The organism is Pseudomonas sp. R11F (assembly GCF_050312575.1).
In the GTDB taxonomy this organism is placed as follows: Bacteria; Pseudomonadota; Gammaproteobacteria; order Pseudomonadales; family Pseudomonadaceae; genus Aquipseudomonas; species Aquipseudomonas palleroniana.
Genome location: NZ_JBNPJU010000046.1, coordinates 117,850 through 131,918, shown reverse-complemented (window position 1 = coordinate 131,918; position 14,069 = coordinate 117,850). Strand labels below are relative to the sequence as shown.

The 14,069-nt window shown below is 60.4% G+C and carries 12 protein-coding genes; 4 read left to right on the top strand and 8 right to left on the bottom strand.

From position 1 onward, the window contains the following. Window positions 1-23: 23 nt before the first annotated feature. On the bottom strand, window positions 24-791 hold the full coding sequence (locus ACQRBV_RS12935; protein WP_104994739.1) for a sulfite exporter TauE/SafE family protein: 768 nt from the start codon (window positions 789-791) through the stop codon (window positions 24-26). Between the two features lie 99 nt (window positions 792-890). Between ACQRBV_RS12935 and ACQRBV_RS12930 the strand changes: the two genes are divergently transcribed. From ACQRBV_RS12930 to leuA, 4 genes are all read left to right on the top strand, one after another. Next, window positions 891-1,781: a LysR family transcriptional regulator gene (locus ACQRBV_RS12930; RefSeq protein WP_411984814.1), complete on the top strand. Its 891-nt coding sequence runs from the start codon at window positions 891-893 to the stop codon at window positions 1,779-1,781. 9 nt (window positions 1,782-1,790) lie between these two features. Beyond that, window positions 1,791-3,170, top strand: a complete 1,380-nt coding sequence (xseA, locus tag ACQRBV_RS12925) for an exodeoxyribonuclease VII large subunit (RefSeq protein WP_060754306.1) — start codon at window positions 1,791-1,793, stop codon at window positions 3,168-3,170. Between the two features lie 3 nt (window positions 3,171-3,173). Continuing rightward, window positions 3,174-3,995: a peptidoglycan DD-metalloendopeptidase family protein gene (locus tag ACQRBV_RS12920; RefSeq protein WP_411984815.1), complete on the top strand. Its 822-nt coding sequence runs from the start codon at window positions 3,174-3,176 to the stop codon at window positions 3,993-3,995. 322 nt (window positions 3,996-4,317) lie between these two features. After that, on the top strand, window positions 4,318-5,997 hold the full coding sequence (gene leuA, locus ACQRBV_RS12915; protein WP_244385132.1) for a 2-isopropylmalate synthase: 1,680 nt from the start codon (window positions 4,318-4,320) through the stop codon (window positions 5,995-5,997). Window positions 5,998-6,177: 180 nt separating this feature from the next. Here the strand turns inward: leuA and ACQRBV_RS12910 are convergent, their stop codons facing one another. From ACQRBV_RS12910 to ispG, 7 genes are all read right to left on the bottom strand, one after another. Then, window positions 6,178-6,969: an amidohydrolase gene (locus ACQRBV_RS12910; protein ID WP_090372311.1), complete on the bottom strand. Its 792-nt coding sequence runs from the start codon at window positions 6,967-6,969 to the stop codon at window positions 6,178-6,180. Next, entirely contained in the window at window positions 6,957-8,105 is a 1,149-nt protein-coding gene (locus tag ACQRBV_RS12905; protein ID WP_161550253.1) for a pyridoxal phosphate-dependent aminotransferase, read from the bottom strand. Before ACQRBV_RS12905 ends, ACQRBV_RS12910 begins: the two co-directional genes overlap by 13 nt. 115 nt (window positions 8,106-8,220) lie before the next feature. After that, window positions 8,221-9,690 (bottom strand): ribosome biogenesis GTPase Der, encoded by a 1,470-nt coding sequence (der, locus tag ACQRBV_RS12900; RefSeq protein ID WP_090368723.1) that lies wholly within the window; start codon window positions 9,688-9,690, stop codon window positions 8,221-8,223. Between the two features lie 132 nt (window positions 9,691-9,822). Continuing rightward, window positions 9,823-10,974 carry an outer membrane protein assembly factor BamB gene (gene bamB, locus ACQRBV_RS12895; protein ID WP_060754312.1) on the bottom strand — a complete coding sequence of 384 codons (1,152 nt, stop codon included), beginning with the start codon at window positions 10,972-10,974 and terminating at the stop codon, window positions 9,823-9,825. Further along, on the bottom strand, window positions 10,967-11,608 hold the full coding sequence (locus ACQRBV_RS12890; protein WP_411984816.1) for a YfgM family protein: 642 nt from the start codon (window positions 11,606-11,608) through the stop codon (window positions 10,967-10,969). The genes bamB and ACQRBV_RS12890 overlap by 8 nt, the downstream gene beginning before the upstream one ends. 40 nt (window positions 11,609-11,648) lie before the next feature. Then, complete coding sequence (hisS, locus tag ACQRBV_RS12885) at window positions 11,649-12,938, bottom strand: histidine--tRNA ligase (RefSeq protein WP_060754314.1); 1,290 nt, start codon at window positions 12,936-12,938, stop codon at window positions 11,649-11,651. Window positions 12,939-12,959: 21 nt separating this feature from the next. Continuing rightward, a complete protein-coding gene (gene ispG, locus ACQRBV_RS12880) occupies window positions 12,960-14,069 on the bottom strand; it encodes a flavodoxin-dependent (E)-4-hydroxy-3-methylbut-2-enyl-diphosphate synthase (protein ID WP_060754315.1) in 1,110 nt (369 codons plus the stop codon).

The following is a 14,069-nucleotide window of genomic DNA, read 5'->3' as shown; positions in this document are numbered from 1 at the left end:
GCTTAATCCCTGCCTCACACAGGTCAAGTACTCAAATACCGCCCGATCAAGGCAATACCGCTGGCCAGCACCAGCCAAGTCACCAACCGCACAAAAGCCTCACGGGACATGCGCATCGTCAGCCTGCGCCCACACCACAGCCCGAGCGCCATCGCCGGCAACAAGCACAGCGCCAGCATCAGCAACGGCCCGTCGGCGTACACCCCGGCGATCAGGAACAGGCTCAGGCGCACCACCGTGCTGCAACTGATCAACGCGCTTTGTGTGGCGCGCGCCGCGTCCTTGGGCAAACGACTGTTCAAGTAGATCGCGTATAAAAAGCCGCCACTGCCGAACAGCGCGCCAAACAGACCGCCGACAGTGCCCATGGGCACCGACCAACCCGCCGCCAACTGAGTGGGCCGGGCCTTCACGGCCAGGCTGTAGATCGCATAGGCGCTGATGAACAGCCCCATCAACAGCAGCAACAGATCCGAATGCAGATTGAGCAGAAACACCACCCCGAGTGTGCAGCCCACGGCCATGCACGGCAGCAAGCGCAATAGCTCCGGCTGGTTAACATCACGCCGCGACTGCAGCAGATTGCCAAACGCCGCGACGAAATCCAGCAGCACCAGCAGCGGGATGATCTTCGACAGCGGCATAAACACAATCAGGATCGGCCCCGCCACCAGCGCCGTACCGAAACCGGCAATACCGAACACGATATAGGCCACGACCACGCCCAGGCCGATCACCGCCCAATCGATCCCACCAAACGACCACTGGCTCATCAACTCGACCGGGCTCATGGGTTATTCCTTTAAAGAGAAGGTCATCACTTTAGCCATCGGTGAGAGATGCGACTAATATCTTCAAAGCCCTTCACCTATCTCTAAAAGGCATGACGTGTGATCTCCACCCGCCAACTGCGCTACTTCGTCGAAATCGCCGACAGCGGCAGCTTCAGCGCCGCTGCCGAACGCCTGTTTGTAGCGCAATCGGCCCTGAGCCGACAGATCAAGGAGCTGGAAACCCAGCTGCAAACGCCACTGTTCGAACGCACTGCACGCCAACCTCGACTCACCGCCGCCGGCGAAGCGTTCTATCCACGGGCGCGCAACCTGCTGAGTGAGCTACTCAAGGCCAGCGAAATGGCGACACAAGTGGGTCACGGTCAACTTGGCACGTTGCGCCTGAGCCACTCAAGTACCGTGCCGATGAGCGGCCCATTGTTACAGGGCATCAGCACCTGGCTGGAGCGCTGCCCCGGCGTGTCGGTGGATATCGCCAAACTTTCCTCCGAAGCGCAGTTGGAGGAAATCGCCAACGGCCGCCTGGACGTTGGCCTGTTACGCCTGCCGGTGCTGCGCCAACGTGAAGGCGTGCAGGTGGAACCTCTCTATAGTGAGCAACTGCTGCTGGCGGTGCCGCCGAACCATCCACTTGCCCGCACAGACGGGCCGATCGAATGGGCGCAGCTCAAGGATGAAACGTTTATCTCGATCCCTCATCCCCAGCGTGGCGGCCTGAGTTACCTGTCGGCGGAACTGTGCATGCGTGCTGGTTTTTTCCCCAGGGCGGCGCGGGTGATGTCGCGCAAGACCACCCAACTGCAACTGATCCAGGCCGGTTTCGGTATTGCCTTGTTACCAAAATCCATGCAGGACATTGCGCCACCCAACCTGCACTTTTTGCCCCTCGCCGAACCGGATTGCCTGAGCACCGTGGCCTTGGCCCGCGCACAGGCGCCCAGCGCGCTGGTGGAGCAATTCTGCCAAACCCTGCACGAATGCCTATAAACTGCCGCCATGATTAAAGATCCCTTTGCCCGTCTGGGCCTGGACCGCGAAGTCCTGACTGTCAGCCAGCTCAACGGCCGCGCGCGGGTGTTGCTGGAAGACGTGTTCACCAATATCTGGGTGGAAGGCGAGATCTCCAACCTCGCCCGCCCAGCCTCCGGCCACGTGTACTTCACCCTCAAGGACAGTGGCGCCCAAGTGCGTTGCGCACTGTTTCGCAACAATGCCGCACGGGTGCGCCAGGCGCTGAAGGATGGCTTGGCGGTCAAGGTGCGTGGCAAGGTCTCACTGTTCGAGGGCCGCGGTGACTATCAGTTGATCCTCGACACGGTGGAGCCGGCCGGTGATGGTGCGCTGCGCCTGGCTTTCGATGCCCTGAAGGAAAAACTCAGCGCCGAGGGCCTGTTCAGTGCCGAACGCAAAGTACCGCTGCCGGCGCACCCTCGGCGCATTGGCATTATCAGCTCACCAACCGGTGCAGTGATCCGCGACATCATCAGCGTGTTCCGCCGCCGTGCACCACAGGTGCAATTGACGTTGATCCCCACTGCCGTACAAGGCCGCGAAGCGATCCCGCAGATCGTGCGGGCGCTGAAACTGGCCGACGCCCGCGGCTTTGATGCGTTGATCCTGGCCCGTGGCGGCGGCTCACTGGAAGACCTCTGGTGCTTCAACGAAGAAGCCGTGGCCCGGGCGGTGGATGCCTGCGTCACACCGATCGTCAGCGCCGTCGGCCATGAAACCGATGTATCGATCAGCGATTTTGTCGCGGACGTTCGCGCCCCAACGCCCTCGGCCGCCGCTGAATTGCTGGCCCCGGATGCCAGCCATCTGGTGCGCCAGGTCGAAAGCCTGCACCGAAGGCTGGTGATGCTGATGCGCAACCGCCTCACCCACGACCGCCTGCGCCTGGAAGGCATGGCCCGCCGCCTGCGCCACCCCGGCGAACGCCTGCGCCAGCAAGCCCAGCGCCTGGATGACCTGGACATGCGCCTGCGCCGTGCGTTCGAACGCAGCCTCAATACCCGCCGCGAACGCCTGATCCGCCTGGAAACCCGCCTTGCCGGCCAACACCCGGGGCGCCAACTGGCCTTGTTGCGCCAGCGTCTGGACAGCCTCGCCGAACGCCTGCCCCGCGCCATGCGCGAAGGCCTCAAGGCCCGCCGCCTGCAACTGCAAAGCCAGGTGCAGACGCTGCAGGTGGTCAGCCCGCTGGCGACCCTGGGCCGGGGTTACAGCATTCTGCTGGACGAACGCGGCCAGGCCATCCGCAACGCCGCACAGACCCACACCGGCCAGCGGCTGACCGCGCGTCTTGGTGAAGGTCAATTGCAGGTGCGGGTGGAAGACAACCACCTGACACCCGTCACCCTTTCGTTATTGGATTGATCGATGCCACGTTTACTCAGCCTGTTAATGCTGCTGTGCCTTGCCTTTAATGCCCACGCCGACAGCTACATCACCCGCACCCTGAACAAGCCGGTGCCCGGCGGCGTTGCGGTGGTCGATCTCGGCACTTCGGCAACAGCTCCCAAAGCCACTTACCAAGGCAAACCGGTGCTGGTGGTCAAGGAACAGGACAACTGGCTGGCGATTGTGGGTATCCCGCTGACCGTCAAGCCGGGCAACGAGCGCATCATCAGCGGCGGGCGCAACCTGCCATTTATCGTCGGTTACAAGAAATACCCGGAACAACGCATCACCTTGAAAGACAAAAGCCAGGTCAACCCCGATCCGGCTCAACTCAAGCGCATTGAGGGTGAACTGGCGGTGCAGATCAAGGCATACCGCACCTTCAGTCCCAACCTGCCGAGCAACCTCGTACTGGATAAACCGGTGAATGGGCCGTTGTCGAGCAAGTTCGGCGTGCGCCGCTTCTTCAATGGCGAGGAGCGCAATCCACATTCCGGCCTGGACTTCGCCGTCGGTGCCGGCACCCCGATCAAAACCCCGGCAGCGGGCAAAGTGATCCTGACCGGCAACTACTTCTTCAACGGCAACACCGTGTTCGTCGACCACGGCCAGGGCTTTATCAGCATGTTCTGCCATATGTCGAAGATCGACGTGAAAACCGGCGATCAGCTGGCACGCGGCGCCGTGGTCGGCAAGGTTGGCTCTACAGGCCGCGCGACCGGGCCGCATATGCATTGGAACGTCAGCCTCAATGATGCACGAGTGGACCCGGCGATCTTTATCGGCGCATTCCAACCTTGATCGGCTCGATTGCGCGCTCGCCAAAGGGCGCGCAATAAATACCAGGCTGTAGATAATTACCCACTATAAAATCTCGTTTTCTGAGCCAATAGCAGAACTTCTCTCAATTTTTCTCGACTGCTTGCCATCTTTCACCTCGGCGGTTAGGGTTGAGCTTATGAAAACCTCTCACACCCTCATTCAGCTCCGCCAGCACCGCAGCCTGTGCCTCGTCAGCGCACGACTGCCAGACTGAATCGATCTGCCTCGTCCCCGGTTTTATCCCTAATAAACGCTTTCCGGCAGGCCGCCTCTTCTCGGCCCTACAACAAGGATTTTTCTGATGAGCATGCTCAAAGACCCGTCTTCCAAGTACCGTGCGTTCCCGACTATCGATATCCCGGACCGCACCTGGCCTTCGAAAACCATCACCAGCGCGCCGATCTGGTGCAGTTCCGACCTGCGTGATGGCAACCAGTCGCTGATCGAGCCAATGGACGCGGTTAAAAAGCTGCGTTTCTGGAAGACCCTGGTGGCGGTCGGCGTGAAGGAAATCGAAGCTTCGTTCCCGGCGGCCTCGCAAACCGACTTCGACTTTGTACGAACCCTGATCGAAGACAACCACATCCCCGAGGACACCACCATCCAGGTGCTGACCCAGGGTCGTGAAGACCTGATTGCGCGGACCTTCGAATCCCTGCGCGGTGCCAAGAAGGCCATCGTGCACCTGTATAACGCCACGTCGCCGTCGTTCCGTCGCATCGTGTTCAACCAGGATAAGGAAGGCATCAAGGCCATCGCGGTCAACGCCGCCAAGCTGTTCGTCAAATACGCCGCCCAGCAGCCTGAAACCCATTGGACCTTCGAATACTCGCCGGAGACCTTCAGCGCCACCGAGCTGGAGTTCGCCAAGGAAGTGTGTGATGCCGTGATCGAGGTGTGGAACCCGACACCTGAGCACAAGATGATCCTCAACCTGCCGGCCACCGTTGAATGCGCGACACCGAACATCTATGCCGACCAGATCGAGTGGTTCGGTCGCCATATCAACCGTCGTGACAGCGTGATCATCAGCCTGCACACCCACAACGACCGTGGCACGGGCGTTGCCGCCACCGAGCTGGGCCTGATGGCCGGCGCCGACCGTGTCGAAGGCTGCCTGTTCGGCAACGGCGAGCGTACCGGTAACGTCGACCTGGTCACCGTGGCACTGAACATGTACACCCAGGGCCTCGACCCACAGCTGGACTTCTCCGACATCGACGGCGTGCGTAAAGTCGTCGAGGAGTGCAACCAGATCCAGGTGCACCCACGTCACCCCTACGTCGGCGACCTGGTGCACACCGCCTTCTCCGGCTCCCACCAGGACGCAATCCGCAAGGGTTTCGCCCAGCAGAAGGACGATGCGCTGTGGGAAGTGCCGTACTTGCCGATCGACCCGGCCGACATCGGCCGCAGCTACGAGGCCGTGATTCGGGTGAACAGCCAGTCGGGCAAAGGTGGTATCGCCTACCTGCTGGAGCAGGAATACGACATCAGCTTGCCGCGCCGCATGCAGATCGAATTCAGCCAGGTGGTGCAGGCCGAAACCGACCGCATCGGCCTGGAGATGACCGCACAGCAGATCTACGCCTTGCTGCAACGTGAGTACCTGCAAGCCAACACCCCGTACGCGCTGGTCAGCCACCGCCTGCAGGAAGAGAACGGCAACAGTTCGGTAGAAGTCGAAGTCTCGGGCAAGGGCCAGGGTGAAACCAACCTGCGCTGGCACGGCAAGGGCTACGGTACCCTGGAAGCCCTGGTCGCCGCCCTGCCGATCACGGTGGAGATCATGGACTACAACGAACATGCCATCGGCGCAGGTACCAATGCCAAGGCGGCGGCCTACATTGAACTGCGTGTGAATGGCGAGCGCCCGGTGCACGGCGTGGGCATTGACGAAAACATCACTACGGCGAGCTTCAAGGCGGTGTTCAGTGCGCTGAACCGCTCGTTGAGCCAGCTGGAAGCGAAAGCGGCGTAAGCCCTACCGCTGAAATGCAAAAGGCCCCTGGGTGAGAATCCAGGGGCCTTTTTTGTTTGAGATATCAGGGCGTTCGGTCTGGCCTCATCGGGAGCAAGCCCCCTCCCACACCTGGAATGCATTCCAAATGGTGGGAGGGGGCTTGCTCCCGATGGCGAAATGACAAACAGCGAGAACCGATCAGACAAACTGAAAACTATCGGCATCCAGGTTCGCTGGAAACCGGGTGCGATAATCCGCCAGCTCCGCCGCGACCAGGCACACCTGGAACACCCCATCCGCCTCGCCGGCACTCAGCAAGGTCTCGCCCTGGAAATCCAGCACCTGGCTGTCACCGGTATAGGCAAAGCCTTTGCCATCGGTGCCCACCCGGTTCACTGCAGCCACGTAACACAGGTTTTCGATGGCTCGCGCCGGCAGCAGGCGGTTCCAATGCAGGCGGCGGGCACCCGGCCAGTTGGCGGTGTACAGCAGCAGATCGGTGTCCTGGGCGTCGCGGCTCCACACCGGGAAGCGCAGGTCGTAGCAAATCAGCGGGCGAATACGCCAGCCTTTCAATTCAAACTGTACCTGGCGCTCGCCCGGCGTGTAGTGGTCATGCTCGCCCGCCATACGGAACAGGTGGCGTTTATCGTAATGCAGCACCTCGCCATCCGGGCGCGCCCACAGCAGGCGGTTGCGGTGGCTGCCGTCCGCCGCCTGGATGATGACGCTGCCGGTGATTACCGCGTTGTGCTTCGCTGCCTGGGCCTGGAGCCATTGATGGGTAGGCCCCTGTTCCGGCTCGGCGAGCGTGGCCGACTCCATCGAAAAACCGGTGGTGAACATTTCCGGCAACACGATCAGGTCAGCCCCTGTCACCTGCTCCAGCAACAGCTCGAAGTGTTCAAGGTTGGCCTGGCGGTCATGCCAGGCCAAGTGGGTCTGGACCAGGGCAATATTCAGATTCGGCAATGTACTCAGATCACGCATAGTTTTTCGGCCGCTTGTCGCAGCGTCTCCTCGCGTTTGGCAAAGCACAGGCGCACCAGGCGCTGGCCTTGGGGTGGGTGCTGATAGAACACCGAGACCGGGATGGTCGCCACACCGTGTTCACGGGTCATCCACAGTGACATGGCGACGTCATCCAGGTCCGGGCGAATCTGCGAATAATCCACCAGTTGAAAGTAAGTACCGCTCACCCGGGTAAAGCTCAAGCGCGACGGGGTCAGCAAGTCGCAGAACAGATCACGCTTGGCTTGATAGAACGCCGGCAGTTCGTCGACGTGCTCCGGATGTTCGGCCATGAAGTCGGCCAAAGCATACTGCAGCGGGGTCACTCCGCAGAAGTTGACATATTGATGCACCTTGCGCAGTTCGGCCGTCAGGGCCGGTGGCGCGACGACGTAGCCGGTTTTCCAGCCGGTGACGTGGTAGGTCTTGCCAAAAGAACTGACCACGAACGCACGCGAGTACAGCTCTGCATGGGCCAATACGCTGACGTGGGGCACGCCATCGAATACCAGGTGTTCGTAAACCTCATCACTGACCAGATAAATATCACGGTCGCGGATCAGTTCGGCCAACTGGTCCAGCTCGGCACGACTGATCAATGCGCCAGTAGGGTTGTGCGGGGTGTTGAGGATAATCATGCGCGTGCGCGGCGAAAGTGCAGCCTTGATCTTTTCAAAATCCAGGGCAAAACCGTGCAGGCTCAACTGCACATGGATGCACCGACCGCCGGCGAGTTCGACGGAGGGCTCGTAGCTGTCATAGCAAGGGTCGAACACGATGACTTCATCACCCTGGCGAATCACCGCCTGGATCGCGCAGAAAATCGCCTCAGTGGCGCCGGGTGTGATGGTCACCTCAGTGTCAGCATTGACCGTGGCGCCATAACTGCGGGCGATCTTGGCGGCCACCTGCTGACGCAGCACCGGCAGGCCGGTCATTGGCGCATATTGGTTGTGGCCCAGGGCGATGTGCTTGCCCACCGCGTCGAGCAAACCCTGGGGGCCGTTGAAGTCCGGAAACCCTTGGGACAGATTGAGCGCGCCGGTTTCGGCAGCGAGTTGCGACATGGTGGTGAAAATGGTCGTGCCGACATTCGGCAGCTTGCTGGTGATCATCGAAAGGCCCCTGCAGGTAAGCCTCAAGTTTTAAGCTGCTGGTTGCATCGGGTCAAGGCACAAACCACCGCGCACAAAAAAGGGCTCATCAAGAGCCCTTTTTGCAAGATCGAAATCAGCGCTTATCGCGGCGCTTCTTGTCGGCCTTCTTATGATGGCTCATCAAACGACGCTTCTTGTTCACCTGACGGTCAGTCAAGGTGTTCTTGTTGCCTTCGTATGGGTTCTCGCCACCTTTGAACTCGATACGGATCGGCGTACCGACCAGTTTCAGGACACGACGGTAGGTGTTTTCCAGGTAACGCACATAGGATTTCGGCACCTTCTCGATCTGGTTACCGTGAATCACGATAATCGGCGGGTTGGCACCGCCCAAGTGGGCGTAACGCAGTTTGATCCGGCGGTTGTTGACCATCGGCGGCGCGTGCTCGCCAACGGCGTCTTCCAGGATCTGGGTCAGGCGACTTGTGGGCCAGCGGGTAACCGCAGACCTGAACGAGTTCTGTACGGACGCGTAGAGGTTACCCACGCCGGTGCCGTGCAATGCCGAGATAAAGTGGATATCGGCGAACTCGACGAAGAACAGGCGACGCTGCAGCTCGGTTTTGACGAAATCGCGCTCGCTCGGCGTCATGCCGTCCCACTTGTTGATCGCGATGACCAGTGCGCGACCGGCCTCCAGGGCAAAGCCCAGCAGGTTGAGGTCGTGGTCTACCACGCCTTCGCGGGCGTCCATCACAAAGATCACCACGTTGGCGTCCTTGATGGCCTGCAGGGTTTTCACCACGGAGAACTTTTCAACTTCCTCGTGGATCTTGCCGCGCTTGCGCACACCGGCGGTGTCGATCAGCGTGTACTTTTCCTCGTTACGTTCGAACGGGATGTAGATGCTGTCGCGGGTGGTGCCGGGTTGGTCGTACACGATAACCCGGTCTTCACCGAGCATGCGGTTGACCAGCGTCGACTTGCCGACGTTCGGGCGGCCGATGATGGCGATCTTGATACCGTCTTTCTCGCTCGGGCCTGGAATGCGCTTGGCTTCCTCACCTTCGGCGACGATCTCTTCCTCACCCTCTTCTTCCTCGACATCATCCTTGGGGAAACTGCTCAGGGCAATTTCCAGCATCTGGCTGATGCCGCGACCGTGGGCACCGGCGATCGGGATCGCATCACCCAGGCCCATCGGGCTGAATTCGGCGCGGGCCAACTCAGGATCGATGTTGTCGATCTTGTTGGCGACCACATAGGAACGCTTGTTGCGCTTGCGCAGGTGCTCGCCAATCATCTGGTCGGCAGCGGTATAGCCCGCACGGGCATCCACCAGGAACAACACGACATCGGCTTCTTCGATGGCCAGCAGCGACTGCTCGGCCATTTTTTCGTCCATGCCATGCTCGTCACCGGAAATACCACCGGTGTCGACAATAATGTAGGAGCGCCCTTGCCACTTTGCCTCACCGTATTGGCGATCACGGGTCAGACCGGACAAGTCGCCGACGATGGCGTCGCGAGTCCTGGTCAGGCGATTGAACAAGGTGGACTTGCCGACGTTAGGTCGGCCCACCAGGGCGATTACGGGAACCATGCGGCTCTCCACTTCGTTATTTCAGAAAATACAAAAGCCGCTGCAAGGCAGCGGCTGGTGCTCGACTGTAGGGGCGAGCTTGCTAGCTCCTACAGGTGAAGCTGCTTGAGGGGCTAGCCCCAAGCATAGTTCTTACTTGATGGTCAGGGCTTCCAGCTTGCCGCTGTTGCCGAACACATAAAGCATGTTACCCACGACCAGCGGACGAACACGCAGGCCGTCGCTGTCGATACGCTCGCGACCGACAAAACGACCATCCACCTGGCTCAGCAGATGCAGGTAACCTTCGAAGTCACCTACCGCCACGTAGCTGGAGAACACTTCCGGCGCCGACAGTTGACGGCGAGCCAGAGAGTCATTGCTCCAAAGTGCAGTAGTGGAACGCTCGTCGACACTTTCAACGGTGCCGGACGCCAGGCTTACGTAGACGCTGCCAAAACCTTGGGCGACACCGGCGTAGCTGGAAGCATCACGCTGCCAGTTGATCCGGCCGCTTTGCAGGTCCAGCGCAGCAACGCGCCCCTGATAAGTGGCCACGTAGATCGTCTCGCCCGACAGCAGCAAGCCGCCGTCGATGTCGACCACGCGATCCAGCTCGGAGCGACCTTGCGGGATGGCAACACGGGTTTCCCAGGCCGGCACGCCGTTCTGGGTATCCAGGGCGACCACTTTACCGGTGGACAGGCCCGCAACGGCCAGGTTATTGGTCACAATCGGACCACTGGTACCGCGCAAGGTCAACACCGCCGGGGTGCTGTCATACAACCAGCGCTGGTTGCCGGTGGCGGCATCCAGGCCGATCAGACGGTCATCCTGGGTCTGCACCACGACGATATCGCCGTTGGTGGCAGGCGCGGCGAGGACTTCACTGGTCACGCGAGCGCGCCATTTCTCTTCACCGTTGCTCGAGTCCAAGGCGACCACTTCGCCTTTGAGCGTACCGATCAACACCATGCCGTAGCCGACGCCCACACCACCGGAAACCGGCATGTCGAGGTCTTTCTTCCATTTGACGTCGCCGTTCATGCGGTCCATGGACATAACGACGCCAGTGGAGTCAGTGGCCACAATGTTGTCGCCGTCGATTGCCGGCTGCAACAGGTTGTAGAGATCACCCTGGCCGTCACCGACGGAGCGGCTCCACTGCTTTTGCAGGACCACTTCTTCCTTGAAGCTGGTCAGCTCGGCCGGAGGCAGTTCTTTTTTGCTGTTGCTGCTGCAACCCGCGGCCAGAACGGCCAGAGCCAGCAATGCTGCATGTTTCCAACGGATCACGTCACGCATCCCCTTTGGCCAAGTCGTCCAGCTTGATTTGTAAGCCACCGACCGCCGCTTCATCAGACAGCGCGGCCTTGGCTTTTTGGTACGCAGCATGGGCTTCGTCGGTACGACCCAATTGGACCAACAGGTCGCCCTTGAGCTCTTCACGAGTGGCCACAAATGCCTCGTCAGCATCGCCGTCGAGCAGTTTGAGTGCTTCGTCAGCCTTGTTCTGTGCCGCCAATACCTGTGCCAGGCGCTGACGTGCGATCTCACCCAGGGTCGGGTTGGTCGGCCTGTCGGCGATGGCCTTCAGCTCAACGGCTGCATCATCCAGCTTGCCGGTGTCGACCGCGACTTTCGCGACGAACAGGCTACCGTACTGGGCGTAGGTGCTACCGCCAAATTCGTTTTTCAGCTTGCCGGCCAGGTCGGCAACCTGCGCCGGGTCAGGCTTGCCATTCGGGGTCAGCGTAGTTTCCAGCAATTGCTGATAGAGGATCGAGGCGCCTTGGGACTGGTTGGCCTGATACTTGTGCCAGGCTTGCCAGCCGAACACCACCACTAACGCCAGCAGACCGCCAGTAACCAGGGGCTTGCCGTTACGCTGCCACCAGTCCTTGAACTCGGCCAGTTGCTCATCATCAGTACTCGACACCCCAATACTCCTTAATCGCTAAATTCGGCTGTTCGACAGCTCAACCCTGCACGACGCAGGTGGCCAAGTGCGCGGCAAGCGCATCAAAGGCAATGTTTTGTTGTTCGCCCTGGCCACGCAGGGGTTTGAAACCTATCACTTGCTGGGCCAGCTCGTCATCGCCGAGGATCAGCGCATACAGTGCACCGCTCTTGTCAGCCTTCTTGAACTGGCTCTTGAAGCTGCCGGCACCGGCATTGATCTGCAGGCGCAGGTTCGGCAGTTGGTCGCGTACTTTTTCGCTCAGGGCCAGGGCCGCCAGTTCGGCGGCCTCGCCAAAGGCGCACAGGTACACGTCCACCTGACGGGAAATCTCTTCAGGGATCTGCTCCAGGGTTTCCAGCAGCAGGATCAGCCGCTCGATACCCATGGCGAAACCCACGCCGGTAGTCGGCTTGCCGCCCATCTGTTCAACCAGGCCGTCGTAGCGACCACCGGCACACACGGTACCTTGGGCGCCAAGCTTGTCGGTGACCCACTCGAACACGGTCTTGCTGTAGTAATCGAGGCCGCGAACCAGTTTCGGGTTGATCACGTACGGAATACCGGCGGCATCCAGGCGAGCCTTGAGGCCCTCGAAGTGCGTACGGGACTCGTCGTCCAGGTAGTCGGCCATTTTCGGCGCGTCGACCAGTACGGCCTGGGTGTCGGCGTTCTTGGTATCCAGTACGCGCAACGGGTTGGTTTTCAGACGACGCTGGCTGTCTTCATCCAACTTGTCCAGGTGAGCGGACAGGTACTCGACCAGGGCTTCGCGATAGCGGCCGCGGGATTCGCTGGTGCCCAGGCTGTTGAGTTCGAGCTTGACCGCATCGCGGATGCCCAACTGGCCCCACAGGCGCCAGGTCAGCACGATCAGCTCGGCGTCGATGTCCGGGCCGTCCAGGTTGAAGACTTCGCACCCGATCTGATGGAACTGGCGATAACGCCCTTTCTGTGGACGCTCGTGGCGGAACATCGGGCCGATGTACCAGAGCTTCTGGGTCTGGCCACCACCGGTAATGCCATGTTCGAGCACGGCGCGCACGCACGCGGCGGTACCTTCCGGACGCAGGGTCAGGGAGTCGCCATTGCGGTCTTCAAAGGTGTACATCTCTTTTTCAACGATGTCGGTTACTTCACCGATGGAGCGCTTGAACAGCTCGGTGAACTCGACGATCGGCATGCGGATCTGCTTGTAACCGTAGTTATCCAACAGACGCGCGACCGTGCTCTCGAAGTAACGCCACAGTGGCGTCTGCTCCGGCAGGATGTCGTTCATGCCACGGATGGCTTGCAGAGACTTGCTCACATCTAATCCTTAAATTCGTTCTTAGCCGCGCGCGATCAGCGCTGCGTCAGCCGCGACCTTCTCGGCCGCTTTCTCGCGGATCAGCCTTTCAAGCTCATCCACCAGATTGTCATTCGTCAACTTCTGCGCCGGCTTGCCGTCGATGTAGATCAGGTTCGGTGTGCCACCGGTCAAACCGATGTGCGCCTCTTTGGCTTCACCGGGGCCGTTGACCACACAACCGATCACCGCAACATCCAGCGGCACCAGCAGGTCTTCGAGGCGCCCTTCAAGATCGTTCATGGTTTTCACCACGTCGAAGTTCTGCCGCGAGCAGCTCGGGCAGGCAATGAAGTTGATGCCACGGGAACGCAAATGCAGGGATTTGAGAATGTCGTAACCGACTTTCACTTCCTCTACCGGGTCTGCCGCCAGGGAGATGCGGATAGTATCGCCAATCCCTTCGGCGAGCAGCATACCGAGACCCACCGCAGATTTCACTGTGCCTGAACGCAAACCGCCCGCTTCAGTGATACCCAGGTGCAGCGGCTGCACGATTTCCTTGGCCAGCAAGCGGTAGGCTTCGACCGCCATGAATACGTCGGAGGCCTTTACGCTGACCTTGAAGTCCTGGAAATTCAGGCGTTCCAGGTGTTCAACGTGGCGCAACGCCGATTCAACCAGCGCCGCCGGGGTAGGCTCGCCGTATTTCTTTTGCAGGTCTTTTTCCAGGGAGCCGGCGTTGACGCCGATACGGATCGGAATGCCACGGTCACGGGCCGCATCCACCACCGCACGCACCCGGTCTTCGCGACCGATGTTGCCCGGGTTGATGCGCAGGCAGTCCACGCCCAGCTCGGCGACGCGCAAGGCGATCCTGTAGTCGAAGTGAATGTCGGCGACCAAGGGCACCTTGACCAACTGCTTGATGCGGCCGAACGCTTCGGCAGCGTCCATATCCGGCACGGAAACCCGCACGATGTCGACGCCGGCGGCTTCCAGACGGTTGATCTGGGCAACGGTGGCAGCCACATCGTTGGTGTCGCTGTTGGTCATGCTTTGTACCGCGATGGGGGCATCACCACCCACCGGCACCGAGCCGACCCAGATCTTGCGCGATACGCGACGTTTGATTGGAGATTCGCCGTGCAT

What these genes read in the sequence shown, in the direction of transcription:
- leuA (WP_244385132.1), top strand. Translation starts at nt 4,318, where the DNA reads ATGAGCATGCTCAAAGACCCGTCTTCCAAGTACCGTGCGTTCCCGACT.
- ACQRBV_RS12935 (WP_104994739.1), bottom strand. Translation starts at nt 791, where the DNA reads ATGAGCCCGGTCGAGTTGATGAGCCAGTGGTCGTTTGGTGGGATCGAT.
- ispG (WP_060754315.1), bottom strand. Translation starts at nt 14,069, where the DNA reads ATGCACGGCGAATCTCCAATCAAACGTCGCGTATCGCGCAAGATCTGG.
- xseA (WP_060754306.1), top strand. Translation starts at nt 1,791, where the DNA reads ATGATTAAAGATCCCTTTGCCCGTCTGGGCCTGGACCGCGAAGTCCTG.
- ACQRBV_RS12910 (WP_090372311.1), bottom strand. Translation starts at nt 6,969, where the DNA reads ATGCGTGATCTGAGTACATTGCCGAATCTGAATATTGCCCTGGTCCAG.
- ACQRBV_RS12920 (WP_411984815.1), top strand. Translation starts at nt 3,174, where the DNA reads ATGCCACGTTTACTCAGCCTGTTAATGCTGCTGTGCCTTGCCTTTAAT.
- der (WP_090368723.1), bottom strand. Translation starts at nt 9,690, where the DNA reads ATGGTTCCCGTAATCGCCCTGGTGGGCCGACCTAACGTCGGCAAGTCC.
- ACQRBV_RS12905 (WP_161550253.1), bottom strand. Translation starts at nt 8,105, where the DNA reads ATGATCACCAGCAAGCTGCCGAATGTCGGCACGACCATTTTCACCACC.
- bamB (WP_060754312.1), bottom strand. Translation starts at nt 10,974, where the DNA reads ATGCGTGACGTGATCCGTTGGAAACATGCAGCATTGCTGGCTCTGGCC.